General features: G+C 61.2%; 19 protein-coding genes and 1 pseudogene. 16 read left to right on the forward strand and 4 right to left on the reverse strand.

The genetic code is table 11. From position 1 onward, the window contains the following. Positions 1 to 283: 283 nt before the first annotated feature. Complete coding sequence (locus NKH21_RS21715; protein ID WP_352666866.1) at positions 284 to 1,105, reverse strand: SDR family oxidoreductase; 822 nt, start codon at positions 1,103 to 1,105, stop codon at positions 284 to 286. A 215-nt stretch (positions 1,106 to 1,320) separates the two neighbouring features. Between NKH21_RS21715 and NKH21_RS21720 the strand changes: the two genes are divergently transcribed. From NKH21_RS21720 to NKH21_RS21745, 6 genes are all read left to right on the forward strand, one after another. Further along, complete coding sequence (locus NKH21_RS21720) at positions 1,321 to 2,355, forward strand: cysteine synthase A (RefSeq protein WP_352666863.1); 1,035 nt, start codon at positions 1,321 to 1,323, stop codon at positions 2,353 to 2,355. Beyond that, on the forward strand, positions 2,355 to 3,098 hold the full coding sequence (locus NKH21_RS21725) for an alanyl-tRNA editing protein (protein WP_352867489.1): 744 nt from the start codon (positions 2,355 to 2,357) through the stop codon (positions 3,096 to 3,098). Before NKH21_RS21720 ends, NKH21_RS21725 begins: the two co-directional genes overlap by 1 nt. Positions 3,099 to 3,133: 35 nt before the next feature. Further along, positions 3,134 to 3,985 (forward strand): 3-mercaptopyruvate sulfurtransferase, encoded by an 852-nt coding sequence (gene sseA, locus NKH21_RS21730; protein ID WP_352666859.1) that lies wholly within the window; start codon positions 3,134 to 3,136, stop codon positions 3,983 to 3,985. A 5-nt stretch (positions 3,986 to 3,990) separates the two neighbouring features. Then, positions 3,991 to 4,554, forward strand: a complete 564-nt coding sequence (locus NKH21_RS21735; RefSeq protein WP_352448953.1) for a GNAT family N-acetyltransferase — start codon at positions 3,991 to 3,993, stop codon at positions 4,552 to 4,554. A 145-nt stretch (positions 4,555 to 4,699) separates the two neighbouring features. After that, positions 4,700 to 5,506, forward strand: coding sequence for a 4-hydroxy-tetrahydrodipicolinate reductase (gene dapB / locus NKH21_RS21740; RefSeq protein WP_352666856.1), 807 nt, complete (start codon positions 4,700 to 4,702; stop codon positions 5,504 to 5,506). A 76-nt stretch (positions 5,507 to 5,582) separates the two neighbouring features. Further along, positions 5,583 to 6,050, forward strand: a complete 468-nt coding sequence (locus NKH21_RS21745; protein WP_352666854.1) for a DUF1203 domain-containing protein — start codon at positions 5,583 to 5,585, stop codon at positions 6,048 to 6,050. Positions 6,051 to 6,299: 249 nt separating this feature from the next. Here the strand turns inward: NKH21_RS21745 and ald are convergent, their stop codons facing one another. Further along, positions 6,300 to 7,415: an alanine dehydrogenase gene (gene ald / locus NKH21_RS21750; protein ID WP_352491375.1), complete on the reverse strand. Its 1,116-nt coding sequence runs from the start codon at positions 7,413 to 7,415 to the stop codon at positions 6,300 to 6,302. A gap of 158 nt (positions 7,416 to 7,573) precedes the next feature. On the opposite strand from ald, the gene NKH21_RS21755 reads away from it, so the two are divergent. Beyond that, complete coding sequence (locus NKH21_RS21755; RefSeq protein ID WP_023675099.1) at positions 7,574 to 8,047, forward strand: Lrp/AsnC family transcriptional regulator; 474 nt, start codon at positions 7,574 to 7,576, stop codon at positions 8,045 to 8,047. 13 nt (positions 8,048 to 8,060) lie between these two features. Here the strand turns inward: NKH21_RS21755 and NKH21_RS21760 are convergent, their stop codons facing one another. Next, positions 8,061 to 8,717 (reverse strand): 5-formyltetrahydrofolate cyclo-ligase, encoded by a 657-nt coding sequence (locus NKH21_RS21760; RefSeq protein WP_352666851.1) that lies wholly within the window; start codon positions 8,715 to 8,717, stop codon positions 8,061 to 8,063. A gap of 180 nt (positions 8,718 to 8,897) precedes the next feature. Between NKH21_RS21760 and NKH21_RS21765 the strand changes: the two genes are divergently transcribed. Next, a complete protein-coding gene (locus NKH21_RS21765) occupies positions 8,898 to 10,163 on the forward strand; it encodes an NAD(P)/FAD-dependent oxidoreductase (RefSeq protein WP_352666849.1) in 1,266 nt (421 codons plus the stop codon). A 131-nt stretch (positions 10,164 to 10,294) separates the two neighbouring features. Continuing rightward, positions 10,295 to 12,274 carry a bifunctional 2',3'-cyclic-nucleotide 2'-phosphodiesterase/3'-nucleotidase gene (locus NKH21_RS21770; RefSeq protein WP_352666847.1) on the forward strand — a complete coding sequence of 660 codons (1,980 nt, stop codon included), beginning with the start codon at positions 10,295 to 10,297 and terminating at the stop codon, positions 12,272 to 12,274. A 237-nt stretch (positions 12,275 to 12,511) separates the two neighbouring features. Here NKH21_RS21770 and NKH21_RS21775 read toward each other — a convergent pair. Next, positions 12,512 to 12,847 (reverse strand): annotated as a pseudogene (locus NKH21_RS21775) (glycerophosphodiester phosphodiesterase family protein); the annotation flags it as partial. Positions 12,848 to 13,007: 160 nt separating this feature from the next. Here NKH21_RS21775 and NKH21_RS21780 point away from each other — a divergent pair. The 7 genes from NKH21_RS21780 (at position 13,008) to NKH21_RS21810 (ending at position 17,986) form a co-directional block, all read left to right on the forward strand. Further along, the gene (locus tag NKH21_RS21780) at positions 13,008 to 13,142 is read left to right on the forward strand and encodes a hypothetical protein (protein WP_292655342.1); all 135 of its coding nucleotides are present in this window, start codon (positions 13,008 to 13,010) and stop codon (positions 13,140 to 13,142) included. A gap of 103 nt (positions 13,143 to 13,245) precedes the next feature. Then, the gene (locus NKH21_RS21785; RefSeq protein WP_352666844.1) at positions 13,246 to 13,533 is read left to right on the forward strand and encodes a Dabb family protein; all 288 of its coding nucleotides are present in this window, start codon (positions 13,246 to 13,248) and stop codon (positions 13,531 to 13,533) included. Between the two features lie 96 nt (positions 13,534 to 13,629). Next, entirely contained in the window at positions 13,630 to 14,517 is an 888-nt protein-coding gene (locus tag NKH21_RS21790; protein ID WP_352666842.1) for a VOC family protein, read from the forward strand. Continuing rightward, a complete protein-coding gene (gene kdsA / locus NKH21_RS21795) occupies positions 14,514 to 15,365 on the forward strand; it encodes a 3-deoxy-8-phosphooctulonate synthase (protein WP_352666840.1) in 852 nt (283 codons plus the stop codon). The genes NKH21_RS21790 and kdsA overlap by 4 nt, the downstream gene beginning before the upstream one ends. Before the next feature lie 122 nt (positions 15,366 to 15,487). After that, positions 15,488 to 15,853, forward strand: a complete 366-nt coding sequence (locus NKH21_RS21800; protein ID WP_023675091.1) for a PRC-barrel domain-containing protein — start codon at positions 15,488 to 15,490, stop codon at positions 15,851 to 15,853. Between the two features lie 402 nt (positions 15,854 to 16,255). Next, positions 16,256 to 17,530: a phosphopyruvate hydratase gene (eno, locus tag NKH21_RS21805; RefSeq protein ID WP_352666837.1), complete on the forward strand. Its 1,275-nt coding sequence runs from the start codon at positions 16,256 to 16,258 to the stop codon at positions 17,528 to 17,530. A 135-nt stretch (positions 17,531 to 17,665) separates the two neighbouring features. Next, positions 17,666 to 17,986 carry an FtsB family cell division protein gene (locus tag NKH21_RS21810; RefSeq protein WP_292655325.1) on the forward strand — a complete coding sequence of 107 codons (321 nt, stop codon included), beginning with the start codon at positions 17,666 to 17,668 and terminating at the stop codon, positions 17,984 to 17,986. Positions 17,987 to 18,136: the final 150 nt, after the last annotated feature.

An 18,136-nucleotide genomic window follows, 5' to 3' on the forward strand; every position in this document is an offset into this window, starting at 1 on the left:
AACCCCGGGCTGTGGGGGTCAACGGGCGCGCGCGCGTGGTCTTAAATTTTTCCGGGTTTTGCTGGCGCCAATTCGTGGGTGTTTAATAACTTATTAAACGGGGCCCCCGGCGCTTTGCGCGGGGCCCCCTCTTGCTTGAGGCCTTTGGTTCACTTTACCACCGCCTCGATCCACACGACGATCCGCTACGCGAGGAAAGCCGTGGTCGACGGCGACAGCGCGTCGCCGGCAATGACGTGGCGCCACAGCGACCGCAAACATGATCGTCGCTCCATCCTGGATCCTACTCGACCGGTGGCTTGCGGTCGAAATTCAGCGGCCGCGCATTCCAGCGGGTGACCGTGCTGATCACCCATCGGCAGAACGGCCTCGGCAGCATCCTGAGCAGCTTCAGCGTCCAGCTCAGGCGGCGTGGGAAAGTGACTTCGAAGCCGCCGTATTCGATGCCCTGCGCGATGCGGCGCGAGGCCAGATTGACCGGCATCAAGCCCGGCATCGGCAGGAAGTTCTTTTCGGTCAGCCGCGTGTCGACAAAGCCCGGATTAATCACCTGGATGCGGACGTTCATCTTGTCGAAATCGTATTTCAGCGACTCGGCCAGGATATTGACTGCCGCCTTGGTGCCGCCATAGGCGGCGGTGGTCGGCCAGCCGAAATAGGCGGTGACCGAACCGATCAGTACGACATGGCCGCGCGAGCGTACGCGCATGCGTTCGATGACGGGCACCAGGCCATTGATGATGCCGAAATAATTGACCTCGAAAGACCGACGGAAATTGTGCGCCACAAGATCCTCGCCCGGCGTTGCGATATAGCTTCCAGCGTTGAACACTGCCAACACGATCGGACCGAGATCTTTCTCGATCGCTGCAACCGTCTTCGCCATACGTTTTTCGTCGGTCACGTCGCAAGGATAGGCCGCGACACGGCCCGCCATCTGCGCCGTTTCGACGATGAGCGTATCGATCGGATGATCATCTGGCGCAGTCACCGCGACGACATAGCCCCGAGCGGCAAGATCCTTGGTCAGCGAACGGCCGATACCGCTGCTGCCGCCCGTAATCCAGGCGACGCCATGCTTCGGATTGGCCCGATAGAGTGTCATGCTGCGCCCCGCCGGCTCTTCTTAGCTTGTGCTCTAACGGTGAAGAAATCGAATGAAAAGAGTGCTTTTCGGTACATGGTTGAAATGAATACCGGCCGGGCGCGCCTGGCTGCAGGAATTGCAGTGTGCGAAATGCGACTGGACCAGGCAAATTCTTGCCTTGAAACCGAAGCTTCGGGTTTCTAGGGTTTCGCCGCACCCACAAAGGAATCTCCATGCCCCGTTCTGTGATCGACGTGATCGGCAACACGCCCCTGATCCGCCTCAACAAGGCCTCGGAAGCAACCGGCTGCGAGATCCTGGGGAAGGCCGAATTCATGAATCCCGGGCAGTCGGTAAAGGACCGCGCCGGCCTGTTTATCATCCGCGATGCGGAGCAGCGCGGGCTGCTGCGGCCCGGCGGCGTCATCGTCGAGGGGACGGCTGGAAATACCGGCATCGGATTGACACTGGTTGCCAAGGCGCTCGGCTACCGCACGGTGATCGTCATTCCCGACACCCAGAGCCAGGAGAAGAAGGATACGATCAAACTGCTCGGTGCCGAGCTGATCGAAGTGCCCGCCGTGCCTTACAAGAACCCGAACAACTACGTGAAGCTGTCGGGCCGGCTGGCCGAGCAGATGGCGAAGAGCGAGCCGAACGGCGCGATCTGGGCCAACCAGTTCGACAATGTCGCCAACCGTGACGGCCATATCCGCACCACGGCCGAAGAAATCTGGAACCAGACCGACGGCAAGGTGGATGGTTTCGTGTCGGCGGTCGGTTCCGGCGGCACTCTGGCAGGCGTCGGTTTCGGGCTGAAGGCCAAAAACAACGAGGTCAAGATCGCGCTGGCCGATCCGCTGGGGGCAGCGCTCTATTCCTTCTACACCAGCGGCGAGCTGAAATCCGAGGGCAGTTCGATCACCGAAGGCATCGGGCAGGGGCGGATCACCGCCAACCTCCAAGGCTTTACACCCGATTTTGCCTTCCAGATCCCCGACGAGGACGCGCTGCCGATCGTATTCGACCTGATCCAGGAGGAGGGGCTTTGCGTTGGCGGTTCGACGGGCATCAACATTGCCGGCGCCATTCGCCTGGCGCGCGAGCTAGGCCCCGGCCACACCATCGTGACCATGCTTTGCGACTACGGCACGCGCTACCAGTCGAAGCTGTTCAATCCTGAATTCCTGCGCGAAAAGAAGCTGCCGGTGCCGGGCTGGATGGAGCAACAGAGCACGATTTCGGTACCGTTCGAAAGGGTTGCGTGATGGCGCACAAGACCGAGGCGTTATTTCGTGACGACGCCTATCTGGGGACGGCCGACGCCACCGTCGTCGCAGTCAACGATCGCGGCGGCATCATTCTGGACCGGACGGTGTTTTACGCCACATCGGGCGGGCAGCCAGGCGACACCGGCAGCCTCGAACGCGCCGACGGCACCGGCATAGCGATTGCCGCTACGATCACCGGCGAAACCAAGGACGAGATCATCCATGTGCCGGCGCCGGAGCAGACAGTTCCAAAGGTGGGCGAGCGCCTAAGGCTCGCCATCGACTGGCCGCGGCGGCAGTTGCTGATGCGCATGCATTCTGCCTGCCACCTGCTTACCGTCGTCTGTCCATTCCCGATCACCGGCGCCGCGGTTTCCGAGGACGACAGCCGTATCGATTTCGACATCCCGGACGCCGGCTTTACCAAGGAAGACGTGACGGCCAGACTGATGGAGCTGGTGCGAGCCGACCACCCGATCTTCACCCGGCTCATTTCCGACGAGGAACTGGCATCCAATCCGGGCCTGGTGAAATCCAAGAATGTGCGCCCTCCGGCCGGCACGGGAAAGATCCGATTGGTCTGCATCGGCGAGAACGCTTCGATCGACAGCCAGCCTTGCGGCGGCACCCATGTAAAGAGCACCGGCGAAATCGGCGAGATCCATATCGGCAAGATCGAGAAGAAGGGCCGCGAGAACCGGCGCTTCCGCATTCGCTTTGGTCCTATGCCGCCAGCCTGATATAGGACTGCGACAGGCGGGACAGGAGAGAAAAGATGGCCGACGACAGTCCTTTCACCATCGATGCCGATTGGTTGCAGAAGCGGCTCGGCGAGCCCGGCCTGACGATCGTCGACGCGTCCTGGTATCTGCCGGCGCAAAAGCGTGACGCGCGCGCCGAGTATGACGCAGCGCATATTCCAGGGGCCGGCTTCCTCGACCAGGATGCGGTTTCGGACCCCGACGCGGCTCTGCCGCATACGCTGCCGTCGCCGCAGCATTTCGCGCAATATGTCGGCGCGATGGGTATTTCGGCCGATGACACGATTGTTGTCTACGACGGGCCAGGGTTCTTTTCTGCACCGCGCGCCTGGTGGTTGTTTCGCGTCATGGGCGTGTTCCAGGTCTATATACTCGACGGCGGCTTCGATCGTTGGAAAGCCGCCGGACGGCCGGTGACGGCGGAGCCGACGAAGATCGCGCCTTGCGTGTTTTATGCCAACTTCGATGCCGCCCGCGTCGCCAGCCTTGCCGACATGCGCCGGATCGTCGAGACGGGGGAAAGCCAGATCGCCGACGCGCGCTCGCCTGGCCGTTTTGCCGGCACCGAGCCGGAGCCGCGCCCCGGCATCCGCTCCGGCCATATGCCGGGCGCGCACAACGTGCCGTTTTCGGCGCTTTCGGATAACGGCGAATTGTTGCCCAAGGACAGGCTGCGTAAAGTGATCGAGGACGCCGGCATCGACCTGTCGAAGCCGGTCGTCACCTCCTGCGGGTCGGGCGTCACCGCGGCAGCCATCACGCTGGCTTTGGAGACGCTTGGCCATGCCGATAACAGGCTTTATGACGGTTCATGGACCGAATGGGGCGGGCTTTCCGACACGCCCGTCGTGACGGACAAGGACTGACAGTGATGGAAGACGGATCGCTGGAAGACATCGACGTCACCGTGACGTTTCTCGAAATGCATGTGCCGCCTGCCTATTCGCCGCCGCTGCCGTACAACCGCCAGATCGCGCTGCTCAAGACCAAAGACATTCCGCTGCATTTCTACCGCTATTTGATGGATCGGGTGGGCCGCAAATGGCACTGGGTCAATGTGCTGAGGCTGAGCGATGAGGAGCTTGCGGCGGGCATCCACCGCGAGGATCGCGATATCAGGGTGCTTTATCTGGATGGTGCGCCGGCCGGCTTCTTCGATCTCAAGCCGCATTTGCCGGAGGAAGTCGAACTCGCTTATTTCGGAATGATGGAGCACGCGACCGGGCAAGGCATCGGCCGCTGGTTCCTCGGTGCGGCGATCGCCGCAGCCTGGTCGCACGGGCCAAAGCGGGTGACCGTGCAGACCTGCACCCTCGATCACCCAGCGGCACTGCCGCTCTATCAAAAACTCGGCTTTACGCCAGTGGCGCAAAAAAAGGAGGTCGTACATCCAATGTCTTTTGCCGAGCGGGCGGCCAGCGTCATGCGGCCTTGATTTTTTCAGGCCCGTTCATCCAAGCTTCAGCTTGTCGTTGCCACGTCCCAGGGTCTCTGGATCAACACTCAAAGGCGGACCCGACTTGAATGAGCTTGGCTCTTTCCATATCGCTATCGTCTAAAAACCGATGGAGGATCGCACGATGGCAATACGCGTGGTAATGGCCGGCGCGACCGGCTGGGTCGGCAAGGCGCTGGTTCCGGCGATCGGAGCGCAAGGCGACATGGCGCTGGCCGGGGCTGTGTCACGCAGCGGCGCGGGGCAGGATTCCGGCCTGCTGGTTGGCATGCCGGCTAATGGTATCACCGTTTCGGCCACGCTGGCCGAGGCGCTGGAGGCGCCGTCGGACGTGCTGGTCGACTTCACCAAGCCGCATGTCGTGAAAGACCATGTGCTGCTCGCCATCGACAAGGGACGGCACACGGTGATCGGCACGTCGGGACTGGGTGCTGCCGACTATGCCGAGATCGACGCCGCGGCGCGCGCCAAAGGCGTCGGCGTCGTTGCCGCCGGCAACTTTTCCATCACCGCCACGCTGATGAAGCGGTTTGCACTTATGGCGGCAAAATACGTGCCGGATGTCGAGGTCATCGATTATGCCAGTGCAAAGAAGCCCGACGCGCCCTCCGGTACCGCACGGGAGCTTGCTGAGGCGCTGGCCGACATCCGCAAGGCCTCAACGGCAAAGCCGGTCTCCGAGGTCTCTGGCGTGCCCGCTACACGCGGTGGTGCGGTCGGCGCAGGCGAGGGGGTGCAAGTGCACGCGCTTCGCCTGCCGTCCTACATCCTGTCCTGCGAGGCGCTGTTCGGCCTGCCAGACGAGCGGCTGACCATCCGCCACGACGCTGGTTCGTCCGCGGCGCCTTATGTGGCGGGCACGCTGCTCGCCATCAGACGGGTACAGCAGATCAAAGGTCTGGTTCGTGGTCTCGACGCGCTGATGGATTGATCCGTTTCGGCAGGAATCGGGTGGGAAGCTCTGCATGGGAGGCATAATCTCCAGTCGAAACACCGGAGATTATGCCATGACGCTAAAATTCAAAGCCTTGCCAACCGATGCCGTCCGGGCACTTCAGCGCGGCGGGGCGGATGCTTATGGCCTTAAGCCAGAGCGGCAGATTTCGGACGGCGACGGCGTGCCTTGCCGTCACTGCCTGAAGAACGTTGCTACAGGAGAGGCCTATCTTGTTCTGGCGTATCGGCCTTTTCCGGAGCTGCAGCCTTATGCCGAAACCGGGCCGATCTTTCTTCATGCTGAAGAATGCGAACGCGCTGTCGAGGTTGAGTTGCTTCCCGAAATGCTCGAAAGCAGCGATTACATCGTGCGCGGTTATGGCAAGGACGACCGCATCGTTTACGGCAGCGGCGGCGTAATTCCGACCGACGCCATTGCCGCACGGGCAGAGACGTTGTTCGAACGCGACGACATCGCTTACGTCCACATCCGCTCGGCGCGCAACAATTGCTATCAGTGCCGGATCGACCGCGGGTAACCGGACAGGCTGCACCGGCTTGGGGCTGTCGTACTCCCGTCGCATACCGGCGGTAGAAAGAGACTGTCGATCGATTTGCCGACCGCGGATGAACCGGCGGGAATTTTCGACAACCGAGGAAGCGGGGCTTTGGCTCCGCTTTTTTGTTGTCCGGTCATTCCGCGCGCCTCGACACTTTTCAGTTTTTCGACATAAGAAAAAACCCGTCGGACGAATCCGACGGGCACTGGAGAGGCAGATTCGGACAGCTCAGGCGGCGAGAACGGCCTTCGGCTCGACCAGCTCGTAACCGAGCGCTTCGGCCACTGCGCGATTCGTGATCTTGCCCTTGTGGACGTTCAGCCCGTTGCGCAGATGGTGGTCGTCTACCAGCGCCTTGAGGCCCTTGTCGGCGAGCTGCAGGCCATAATGCAGCGTCGCATTGTTGAGCGCGTGGGCCGAGGTGACCGGCACCGCACCCGGCATGTTGGCGACGCAATAGTGGATGACGCCGTCAACCTCATAGGTCGGCTCGGCATGGGTCGTGGCGTGCGAGGTCTCGAAACAGCCGCCCTGGTCGATGGCGACGTCGACCAGCACGGCGCCTTTCTTCATGCCCGACAGCATTTCGCGCGTCACCAGCTTGGGTGCTGCTGCCCCCGGGATCAGCACGGCGCCGACGACGATGTCAGCCGAAAAACATTCTTCCTCCAGCGCCTCGACGGTCGAGTAGCGGGTGTGGACGCGGCCGCCAAAGATGTCGTCGAGCTGACGCAGGCGCGGGATCGAGCGGTCGATGATAGTGACGTCGGCGCCAAGGCCGGCCGCCATCCGTGCGGCATGCAGGCCGACGACGCCGCCGCCGAGCACAGTGACCTTGCCGGGCAGCACGCCGGGCACGCCGCCAAGTAGCACACCGCGGCCACCATTGGCCTTTTGCAGCGCCGTGGCGCCCGCCTGGATCGACAGGCGGCCGGCGACTTCCGACATCGGTGCTAGGAGCGGCAGGCCGCCGCGCTCGTCGGTGACGGTCTCGTAAGCTATTGCGGTCACGCCGGAGGCCAGCAGGCCCTTGGTCTGCTCCGGATCCGGAGCAAGATGCAGATAGGTATAGAGGATCTGGCCGTCGCGGAGCTGAACCCATTCGTTGGGCTGCGGCTCCTTGACCTTCACGATCATGTCCGACTTGGCAAACACGTCGGCGGCCGTCTTGGCAATCGTGGCGCCGGCGGCACGATACGCGTTGTCGTCGGCGCCGATGCCGGCGCCCGCGCCGGTCTCGACCAGCACTTCATGGCCATGCGCGACATATTCGCGGACCGAACCGGGTGTCAGGCCGACGCGGTATTCATGGTTCTTGATTTCCCGGGGGCAACCGACGCGCATTTTTTTCTCCTGATCCGCCCCCTTTTTGGGGCTGTTCCCTGTCTAGAGATAGTGAACCACGAATCGCTCGGTAGGTGTTTGCGAATGCGCTTGCCTGAGAGGCCACTGTTCGATAATCGTTGCGCAAAACATTAGAATTGTCGCAGGAACCCGCAAAAATGCCGCTCGACAGGATTGATATCGCCATTCTCGAGACATTGCAGAAAGACGGGCGGATACCGAACGCAGCGCTCGCCGAGAAGGTTGGCCTGTCGCAGTCGGCCTGTTCGCGGCGACTGGACAATCTGGAAAAATCCGGAACCATCCGCGGCTATCATGCCCGGCTTTCCAATGCTGCACTTGGGCACCAGATGACGGCGATCGTGCATATATCGCTGTCCGGGCAATTCGAGAAGACGTTGTCGGATTTCGAGGCGGCGATAAAGCGCTGCCCGAACGTCCTGTCCTGCCATTTGATGTCGGGCGAATATGACTACATCCTGCGCATCGCGGCAAAGGATCTCGTCGACTACGAACGTATCCACAAGGAGTGGCTGTCGGCAATGCCGCATGTGACGAAGATCAATTCGTCTTTTGCCTTGCGCGAAATCGTCGATCGCACGGCCGTGGGAATGAAGCCTGAACTCGCCTAGGCCCCGAACTCGCCTAGGTGTTGAATGCCTCGGTCACCACACGGTCCATCGGAATGTCGTGCGGCTGCGGGTAGATGGTGGCGATCCGCTGCACTTCGTAGCCGACGCCGATGACCAGCGGTTTGAAGGGCATAGCCGCAAGCGTGCGATCGAAGAAACCGCCGCCATAACCCAGGCGAAACTGCCCGGGATCGATGCCGACAATCGGCGAAATGACGATGTCAGGCAGCACCGGATCGCCCTCGGCCGGTATCGGGATATTCCAGACGCCCTTCTCCAGCCGGTCTCCGTGGGTATAGGCGCGAAAGACAAGCGGCCGGTCTTTCTCCACGACGACGGGCAACGCCGTGCGCCCGCCCCGCGCGTTAACGGTTTCCATCCACGGGCGCAGGTCCGGCTCGCCGCGAAACGGCCAATAGAGGCTGACCATGCGGCCGGCGACGTCGCCGATCACCGCGTCGAGCCCTTCGGCAATGCGCTGCGACATGGCTGCGCGCGTGTCGGCTGAAACGGCAAGGCGGGATGCGATCAACCGCTCGCGCTCGGCCTTGCGCCAGCGCTTTACGTCGGTCCAGTCGGATAGCGGCGCTTGGAACTCCGGGTCGAGCTCGTGCATAAAACAAGGCGGCGAGGCGTACTGCGCTGAGCCTTCGTCTTCATCCCTAGCCATGCTTCACCTGCAATATACAGTTCCAACCAAGTCGTATCCTGGACGTAGGCTATATCCGGGAATGAGCCTGCAGCATGCGTATTCACGACATCAAGAGACGAGTCCCAGGCAGTTGCAGCGCAGCCATTGCTGCACTGCACAACGATACTTACATCAGTCTTGGCGAGAGGGATGAGTGAGATGAACACAGCCAACCATCACGTCGTCGTCGTAGGTGCCGGTTTCGGCGGCCTCGAGTTCACCCGCGCACTTGCCGGCGCACCGGTGCGCATCACCATGATCGACAGGCGCAATCATCACCTTTTTCAGCCGCTGCTCTACCAGGTGGCGACGACGGCGCTGGCCACCTCCGAAGTGGCCTGGCCGATCCGCCATCTCCTGCGCAGGCGCAATGATGTGACGACGCTGCTTGCGACTGTGACTGGCATCGACCGCACCGGCAAGCGGGTGCTGCTGCAGGACGGCGGCACGGTCGCTTACGACACGCTGGTGCTGGCCACCGGCGCGCGGCACGCCTATTTCGGCCATGACGAATGGGAGCCATTCGCCCCGGGCCTGAAGACGCTGGAGGACGCCACCACCATTCGACGGCGTATTCTTTTGGCTTTCGAGGAGGCCGAGCGGGAAACCGATCCCGCCAAGCGCCAGGCATTGCTGACGCTGGCGATCGTCGGCGGCGGGCCGACCGGCGTGGAACTGGCCGGCACCATTGCCGAACTGGCACACGACACCCTGCGCGGCGAGTTCCGCAACATCGACACGCGGCAGACGCGTGTGGTGCTGATTGAGGCCGGCGAACGCATCCTTGCCAATTTCGCGCCGGAACTCTCCGATTATGCCACGAAGGCGCTCGAGCGGCTCGGCGTGACCGTCGAACTCGGCAGGGCGGTTACGCGCTGCGATGCCGAGGGTGTCGTCTTCGGCGACACACATTTGCCGGCCAGGACAATCCTGTGGGCGGCGGGCGTCGCCGCTTCGCCGGCCGCCGAATGGCTCGGCGCGGCAGCGGACCGCGCGGGCAGGGTGCTTGTCGAACCCGACCTGAGTGTGCCGGGAAACCCGGAGATTTTCGTCATCGGTGACGCAGCGCACGTCCTGCGGCCGGATGGCCGGCTGGTGCCGGGCGTCGCGCCCGCCGCCAAGCAACAGGGACGGCACGTCGCCGCGACGATCAGGGCAAGGCTTGCCGGTGACGCGACACCGCGTCCTTTCAGCTACAGGCATGACGGCGATTTGGCGACGATAGGCAAACGCGCGGCGGCCATCGATTTCGGCTGGATCAAGCTTACCGGCCGGCTTGCCTGGTGGTTATGGGGCTTGGCGCATATCTACTTCCTGATCGGCTTTCGTAACCGGCTTGCGGTTTCCCTGAGCTGGCTATGGATCTACTTCACCGGTCAGCGCAGCGCTCGGCTGATCACCCAGGGTGACGACGATAAGGGCTGATTGTTCGCTGCCGGACATTCATCGGCGCGTCACCTCCTCTTGATGGAATCGGCTTCTGGACTCGGCTGGATTTCGGCGCGAAGCTTTGCTTCGGGCAGGACCTGTCACGTCGTGGAAGAAAGAGAAAACGAATGTCCCAATTGCGCCACCTCGTCTCACGCCGCGATTTCCTCGCCGGCGTCGCCGCCAGCGGAGCGCTGATCATGCTACACCCGTTCTCCGCCCGGGCTCAAGCCAATCAGGCGCATCTTAGGATTATGGAGACGACCGACATCCACGTGAACGTGCTGCCTTACGACTACTACGCCGACAAAGCCAACGACACGATGGGGCTGTCGCGAACGGCATCATTGATTGAAGCCGTGCGCAAGGAAGCAACCAACGCGATGCTGATCGATAATGGCGACCTTCTGCAAGGCAACCCGATGGGCGACTACATCGCCTACGAGAGGGGGATGAAGGATGGCGATCTGCATCCGGTCATGAAGGGCATGAACCTGCTCGGCTACGAATGCTCGACGCTCGGCAACCACGAGTTCAACTACGGCCTGTCGTTCATGGACAAGGTGCTGGCCGGTGCTAATTTCCCGTTCGTCTGCGCGAATTTGATCCGCGGCACGGAGCTTGCCGCGAACCCGCGCGACGACAAGCTCTATCTCAAGCCTTACGTCATCCTCGACAGGAAGATCAAGGACGGATCGGGCGCCGAGCAGCCTATCAGGATCGGCATCATCGGCTTCGTGCCGCCGCAGATCATGGTCTGGGACCTGAAAAATCTCGAAGGCAGCGTCAAGACGCGCGACATCGTCGAGGCGGCCAAAGCGTGGGTGCCGCAGATGAAGGAAGAAGGCGCCGACATCGTCATTGCACTCTCCCATTCAGGCATCGACGTGAAGCAAAGCGACATGATGGAGAATGCCTCCTTCTTCGTTGCCGGTGTCGAAGGTATCGATGCGGTGTTTACCGGTCACCAGCATCTGGTCTTCCCTGGCAAGAAGGACTTTCAGTCGCTGGACGCCGTCGATCCGGCGAAAGGCACGTTGCAAGGCAAGCCCGCCGTCATGGCCGGCTTCTGGGGCTCGCATATGGGGCTGATCGATCTGTTGCTGGAGCGCGACGGATCGACGTGGAAAATCGTCTCGGCGACCTCTGAGGCCAGGCCTATCTTTGAGCGAGTCGACAAGACGAACAAGCCGACCGTCGCGGACGACCAGCGCATCGTCGACGGGCTCAAACAGGACCACGAGGCGACGCTTGCCTATGTGCGCCGGCCGGTCGGCAAAACCTCGGCGCCGCTCTATTCCTATTTTGCCCTGGTCGCTGACGATCCGTCGGTGCAGATCGTCAGCCAGGCGCAGACTTGGTACTTGAAGGACATCCTGAAGAACACCGAGTGGAAGGATATGCCGCTGCTGTCGGCGGCGGCACCGTTCAAGGCGGGCGGGCGCAACGGCGCCGACTATTACACCGACGTATCGGTGGGCGATATCGCCATCAAGAACGTCGCCGACCTCTACCTCTATCCAAACACGGTGCGCGCCGTCGAAATCACGGGAGCAGAGGTGAAGGAATGGCTGGAAATGTCGGCCGGCATCTTCAACCGGATCGAACCGGGAAAAGCCGACCAGGCGCTCATCAACACTGACTTCCCATCCTATAATTTCGACGTAATCGACGGGGTCACTTACAAGATCGATCTGTCGCAGCCACCGAAATATGATTCGAAGGGCGGGCTGGTTAACGCCGGCTCGAACCGCATCATTGACTTGATGTTCAACGGCAAACCAATTGATCCAAAACGGAAATTCGTCGTCGCCACCAACAACTACCGGGCCGGCGGCGGCGGCAATTTCCCGGAGATCAATGCCTCGAAAATCATCTACGAAGCGCCCGACACCAACCGCGACGTGATCGTGCGCTATATCGTCAGCAAAGGCACCATCAACCCGTCGGCGGACGCCAACTGGTCGTTTGCGCCACTACCGGGAACCAGCGTCGTATTCGAGACCGGCGCCAAGGCGAAGGATTTCATTGCGCAAGTGAAGTCGCTGAAGATCGAGCCGGCGGGCGAGGGCGAAGCAGGCTTTGCAAAATACCGCATCACTCTTTGAGGATTTGAGCGTCGGCTCGAAACTGTCTCAGCGCTAAGATACTGTCCCGATATGGCCAATCCATTTGAGACAGGTGCCTCTTCAAACAGGTGGTCCGAAACGCCGCTTGACGGCAGGCATGACCAGATCCAGCGCGTCTGTCGAAATCCCACCGGAATAATCGTCCGGCAGTTGGTCGATCGAGGCGGGGTCGTCGAGGCCTTGTGAAAAGCCGCCGCCGGAATAGGGACCGAGCAGGTTGGTACGACAATCCAGCGTCCAATCGTGGAAGACGGCGAACTTGCCGTCCGTAGTGGGATGGACATCGAGTTCGAGCGCATCCGCACCGAGCGCGAAAGCGGCTTCCATCGACGGTATCGTGTTTTCGAGGAAGGAATGGCGCGGCGTCAGCATGCGAGCGGCCGTGCATGTTTCCGATCCGAGGTTCGTACGGTCGAAATCCTGAGCCAGGCCGCGATGGGCAAGCACCGAAGGGGTGCCGGCCGGCCGGCTCGACAGCAGTGAGGTGTTGTTGAGCCAGACGCCGCCTGCAGAAACAAGAATTGCAACGAGGGAGATCGTTCGTTTGCGCATGGTATGATTCCCATTGACCGTCATGGCCGCATCCTGCGTCGCGATCGGACTTTTTGACGGCGGCAGAGCAGATCAAAAGGCGGCTAAGATTCCCGTGGAGGGTCCCCAGCAGCGTTGGAATCGCTATGGTTGCAACCGTCCATATGCGCTAGTTTCAGTCATGCGTTATGTCATCGTCATCACGACTGTCACCTTTTTCCTGATCTGGGACGGCATTTACAACCAAGGCCGCTACCTCGACAGGACGGTCAGGGAGGTGACCCGCATCGTGCACTATGTAACCAGCATGGTGTAGTTTCTCTTCGTTGCTACGGTTCGCAGACGCGACAAACCTGCCGATTGACGGCACGCTGCCGCTGACACAAAAGAACGCCGGTCCAACGGTCGAGGAGGCTGGGTTGATCCGGCATATCGTTTTCTTCAGCGCACGGCATAAAGCGGATGTCGAGGTAGTGCGCACGGGCCTCCTGGCGCTTGGCAAGATACCTCATTCGCGTCATTTCGAGGTAACGCTCAACACCAAGGTCGACCCGCTTTCGGATGAGATCGATGTGGTCGTCTATGCCGAGTTCGAGGACGAAGCGGCGCTCGCCGCCTACAAGGCGCATCCGCTCTATGCAGAGACAACCAGCCGGGTCAAACCTCTGCGCGAATTGCGTTATTCGGCCGACATCGTTGCAAGTTGACGAGCCGCCGTCCCCTACGGGCTGAGGTGGTCTTGCCGCTGAGGCGTCAGCCAAGCCCTTGAACCATTGTCAGGAATGAGGCACATCGCGCGGGACATGACCGAGAACACCCCCGCAAGGCCTCGTCCGCTCGATCACCTGGTGCTGCCGACAGCGAGCCTCGATGTTGCGCGGGCGCGCTTGACCTCGCTCGGCTTTACCGTTGCGCCGACAGGTATCCACCCTTTCGGAACGGAAAACTGCTGTGTCTTTCTCACCGACGGTACCTATCTCGAGCCGCTCGCGGTCGCTGACCGGCAGGCCGTGGCAACGGCGATCGCGAACCGCAATGTCTTTGTCGCGCGTGATCGCGCGTATCGCGAAGAAAACGGCGATGAAGGATTTTCTGCCGTGGCGCTGGGCACCGAAAGCGCCGCCGCGGACCACGCGCGCTACATGGAAGCCGGTCTGTCGGCGGGAGACGCGCTAAGCTTTTCGCGCGCCTTCACCGATGCGGCGGGAAAGAGCGACACCGCATCGTTCAAACTGGCCTTCGCGGCTACAGGCAAGACAACGGACGCTTTTCTCTTCGCCTGCGAGCGGATCAATGCGCCGAACCTCGACCGCACTGCGTTGCAGGCCCACGCTAATAGCGCAACCGGCATTGTCGAAGTCGTGGCAGTCAGTGGCGAACCTTTCGAACAACGCAATGTGATTTTGATCGCAGCCAGAATCGAGGCTCAGGGCGGCGGCACTGTCTATGAGCTGCCGAATGCCGTCGTGACCGTTCTGGATCCTGCAGCCTATTCGGCACGCTTCGGCATTCCTGCCGGCGCACCATCTGAACTCCGCTTTGCTGGGATCGTCTTTTCGATTAGGCACGGCGATGCCGTCGCCAAGCTGCTTGCAGCCAATTCCGTCGAACATCACATGCGCGGCGGTGATATCATCGTGCCGCCGGCGCCAGGGCAGGGCGCAGCCTTCATTTTCCGGGAGATCGCATGAACAAGCTCAATCCACTGATGCCGAACTCTTCCGTTGCGGTCGGCAAGGTCATTTTCGGCAACAGCGCGCCCCTGTCGCTGATCGCCGGTCCATGCCAGCTGGAATCGCGGCAGCACGCTTTCGACATGGCCGGTGCGCTAAAGGAACTGACCGAAAGGCTCGGCATTGGGCTCGTCTACAAGACCAGTTACGACAAGGCCAATCGCACCTCGCTTGGCGGCACGCGCGGTGCGGGACTTGAAGCGGCAATGCCGATCTTCGACGATTTGCGCAAGAATTTTTCGCTGCCGATCCTGACTGACGTCCATACCGAGGAACAATGCGCGATCGTCGCGCCGCATGTTGATATCCTGCAGATTCCTGCCTTCCTTAGCCGGCAGACCGATTTGCTGATTGCTGCGGCAAGAACCGGCAAGGTGGTCAATGTGAAGAAGGGGCAATTCCTCGCGCCGTGGGACATGAAGAACGTCGTCGCCAAGATCATCGGCTCCGGCAACGCCAATGTCTTGGTCACCGAGCGCGGCGCATCCTTTGGTTACAACACCCTGGTGTCCGACATGCGGGCGCTGCCGATCATAGCCGAGATCGGCGCGCCGGTGATTTTCGATGCCACCCATTCCGTGCAGCAGCCGGGTGGGCAGGGCGGTTCGTCTGGAGGTGACCGGCGCTTTGTCGAGACGCTGGCGCGCGCGGCCGTCGCGGTTGGCGTCGCCGGCGTCTTCATCGAGACGCACCAGGACCCCGACAACGCGCCTTCCGACGGTCCCAACATGGTGCCGCTGAAGGATCTTCCCGCATTGCTTGAACGGCTGATGGCGTTCGATCGCATTGCCAAAAGCGTGGGTTGAACCAGCAGTTGCGCCACAGCAGCGCGGCCAAGAAAACTTTGAAGAATTTCGAACCCGCCTGGAACCTTAGCCCGCGGCCCTCATTGTCAAAATCTAATGTCAACGACGACGAGGAGCACACCATGACGACCCAGACGGGACACACCGAAGCCATCGCCGCTTCGCGGGTTATCGGCACATCGGTCTACAATACGGAAGGCACTCATATCGGCGACATCGAGGACGTCATGCTCGACAAATTGTCGAACGGAATCATGTTTGCCGTGATCGGTTTTGGCGGATTTCTCGGAATCGGCGAGAAATACCATGCCATTCCGTGGGCGAGCCTTGACTATGATGAGAACAAGGGCGGCTATGTCGTGCCGTTCACCAAAGACCAGCTGATGGCCGCTCCTTCCTATTCGATCAACGAGCTGACCGGCGCCGACGGCGAGGCCGCACGTGACGCCTCATACAACTACTACAAGGTCGAGCCTTACTGGCACTGACCTTACTGGCACTGACTAGTCTCCTGGAATCAAAAAGGCCCCCGGGAAAACGGGGGCCTTTCGATGTGGCGGGATGCTACTGCGCAGTCTGCAGGGTCGGCAAAGGCGACGATCCCTGCGGGGGTTGCTGATTGTCGCACGACGTCAGGAACGCAGCCGCGATCAGGAACAAACTCACAATACCGCTCAACTGGGACATGGCGAAACTCCTCCTGTTTCGCCCCGCGCGACAACAGCCATAAACCAGAAACCGGCATGCCGCGTATGACAAATGATGACAGCGCTTCGTGCTTCGTGAATCCCGTAGCGCGCGGGCAATATTTGCAAGTGCCCCGATTGCGTTTTGCGGCACTTTGGCTAAGAGGTGCGCGACGCTTCAATCGATCAATCGGGGACATCGCAATGACGGCCATCATCGACATTGTCGGGCGTGAAATCCTGGACAGCCGCGGAAATCCGACCGTCGAGGTCGACGTCGTGCTCGAAGACGGCTCGATGGGTCGCGCCGCGGTGCCGTCCGGTGCCTCGACCGGCGCGCATGAGGCGGTCGAACTGCGCGATGGCGGCCCCCGCTATCTCGGCAAGGGCGTGCTGACAGCGGTCGAGGCGGTGAACGGCGAGCTGTTCGAGGCGATCGGCGGCATGGAGGCAGAGAATCAGATCCATATCGATCAGACCATGATCGAACTCGATGGTACGCCCAACAAGAGCCGGCTCGGCGCCAATGCCATCCTCGGCGTGTCGCTGGCGGTGGCCAAGGCCGCGGCCGAAGCGGCCGACCTGCCGCTCTACCGTTATGTCGGCGGCACCAAGGCCCATGTGCTGCCGGTGCCTATGATGAACATCATCAATGGCGGCGCGCATGCCGACAACCCGATCGATTTCCAGGAATTCATGATCCTGCCGATCGGCGCGCCGACGCTGCGCGACGGCGTGCGCTGGGGCTCGGAGATCTTTCATACGCTGCGAAAGAAGCTGAAGGACGCCGGCCACAACACTAATGTCGGGGACGAGGGCGGCTTTGCCCCCAACCTGAAGAGCGCGCCGGCCGCGCTCGACTTCATCATGGAATCGATCGAGCAGGCTGGCTTCAAGCCCGGCGAGGAGGTTGCGCTAGGCCTCGACTGCGCGGCGACCGAATTCTTCAAGGATGGCAACTACGTCTATGAAGGCGAGAGGAAAACCCGCGACCCGAAGGCGCAGGCCAGATATCTGGCCAAGCTTGCTGCCGACTACCCGATCATCACCATTGAGGACGGCCTGGCGGAGGATGACTGGGACGGTTGGAAAATACTGACCGATCTCATCGGCAAGCAAACGCAGCTGGTTGGCGACGATCTGTTCGTCACCAACACGGCGCGGCTGCGCGACGGCATCCGCATGGGTGTCGCCAATTCGATCCTGGTCAAGGTCAACCAGATCGGCTCGCTTACCGAAACGCTCGACGCCGTCGAGACCGCGCACAAGGCCGGCTATACCGCGGTGATGTCGCACCGCTCGGGCGAGACCGAGGATTCGACCATCGCCGACCTCGCCGTTGCCACCAATTGCGGGCAGATCAAGACGGGCTCGCTGTCACGCTCGGATCGCATGGCCAAGTACAACCAGCTCATCCGCATCGAGGAGGAGCTCGGCAAGCAGGCGCGATATGCCGGCAAGTCCATCGTGAAAAGCTGATTTTCGAGAGAAAATCCGCGGCGGCGAGGGCGGGGACATTCCCGCCCTTTTTTGCTTCCTGGCTCTGAATCCAACGGTCTGTAACCGTCCATTAAGCACAATCGGGCGACAAAGGCGGCGTAGAGGATTCGGACCATGTGGACACGCCAGCACAAGCAAAGAAACACCGGCCGGCTGATCATCCCCTCGCTCTGCGTGGTGTTCCTGACTTATTTCGGCTTCCATGCCTATCATGGCGAGTTCGGCATCTATTCCAAGTATCAGCTCGAAGCCGAGACTGCCGAATTGCAGGGCAGGCTCGATGCCGTCAAGGCGCGCCGGATCGACCTCGAGCGCCGCGTTCAGCTGATGCATGAGGGCACGCTGGAGAAGGACATGCTGGACGAGCAGGCGCGCAAGGCACTTAATCTGTCGCACGCCGACGAGATCACCATCATGCTGCCGGTCGCAAGATAACCTGATCTCAGTTAATCAGCGATATTTGCAATGATTTTAATTGCTTAGATGCATGACAGCCATGCGTTTTCGGCATGGCGAAAGCCTTCCCTGCATGTTAGCCTGCCTCAAATCGGTGGGAGAACTGATCTCCCTCGCTGTCCGCTAAGA

The organism is Mesorhizobium sp. M1329, from assembly GCF_040318035.1.
In the GTDB taxonomy this organism is placed as follows: Bacteria; Pseudomonadota; Alphaproteobacteria; order Rhizobiales; family Rhizobiaceae; genus Mesorhizobium.

Bases quoted from the DNA above. Each gene is read 5' to 3' on its own strand.
- NKH21_RS21715 (WP_352666866.1), bottom strand. From the start codon at position 1,105: ATGACACTCTATCGGGCCAATCCGAAGCATGGCGTCGCCTGGATTACG.
- NKH21_RS21720 (WP_352666863.1), top strand. From the start codon at position 1,321: ATGCCCCGTTCTGTGATCGACGTGATCGGCAACACGCCCCTGATCCGC.
- NKH21_RS21725 (WP_352867489.1), top strand. From the start codon at position 2,355: ATGGCGCACAAGACCGAGGCGTTATTTCGTGACGACGCCTATCTGGGG.
- sseA (WP_352666859.1), top strand. From the start codon at position 3,134: ATGGCCGACGACAGTCCTTTCACCATCGATGCCGATTGGTTGCAGAAG.
- NKH21_RS21735 (WP_352448953.1), top strand. From the start codon at position 3,991: ATGGAAGACGGATCGCTGGAAGACATCGACGTCACCGTGACGTTTCTC.
- dapB (WP_352666856.1), top strand. From the start codon at position 4,700: ATGGCAATACGCGTGGTAATGGCCGGCGCGACCGGCTGGGTCGGCAAG.
- NKH21_RS21745 (WP_352666854.1), top strand. From the start codon at position 5,583: ATGACGCTAAAATTCAAAGCCTTGCCAACCGATGCCGTCCGGGCACTT.
- ald (WP_352491375.1), bottom strand. From the start codon at position 7,415: ATGCGCGTCGGTTGCCCCCGGGAAATCAAGAACCATGAATACCGCGTC.
- NKH21_RS21755 (WP_023675099.1), top strand. From the start codon at position 7,574: ATGCCGCTCGACAGGATTGATATCGCCATTCTCGAGACATTGCAGAAA.
- NKH21_RS21760 (WP_352666851.1), bottom strand. From the start codon at position 8,717: ATGGCTAGGGATGAAGACGAAGGCTCAGCGCAGTACGCCTCGCCGCCT.
- NKH21_RS21765 (WP_352666849.1), top strand. From the start codon at position 8,898: ATGAACACAGCCAACCATCACGTCGTCGTCGTAGGTGCCGGTTTCGGC.
- NKH21_RS21770 (WP_352666847.1), top strand. From the start codon at position 10,295: ATGTCCCAATTGCGCCACCTCGTCTCACGCCGCGATTTCCTCGCCGGC.
- NKH21_RS21780 (WP_292655342.1), top strand. From the start codon at position 13,008: ATGCGTTATGTCATCGTCATCACGACTGTCACCTTTTTCCTGATCTGG.
- NKH21_RS21790 (WP_352666842.1), top strand. From the start codon at position 13,630: ATGACCGAGAACACCCCCGCAAGGCCTCGTCCGCTCGATCACCTGGTG.
- kdsA (WP_352666840.1), top strand. From the start codon at position 14,514: ATGAACAAGCTCAATCCACTGATGCCGAACTCTTCCGTTGCGGTCGGC.
- NKH21_RS21800 (WP_023675091.1), top strand. From the start codon at position 15,488: ATGACGACCCAGACGGGACACACCGAAGCCATCGCCGCTTCGCGGGTT.
- eno (WP_352666837.1), top strand. From the start codon at position 16,256: ATGACGGCCATCATCGACATTGTCGGGCGTGAAATCCTGGACAGCCGC.
- NKH21_RS21810 (WP_292655325.1), top strand. From the start codon at position 17,666: ATGTGGACACGCCAGCACAAGCAAAGAAACACCGGCCGGCTGATCATC.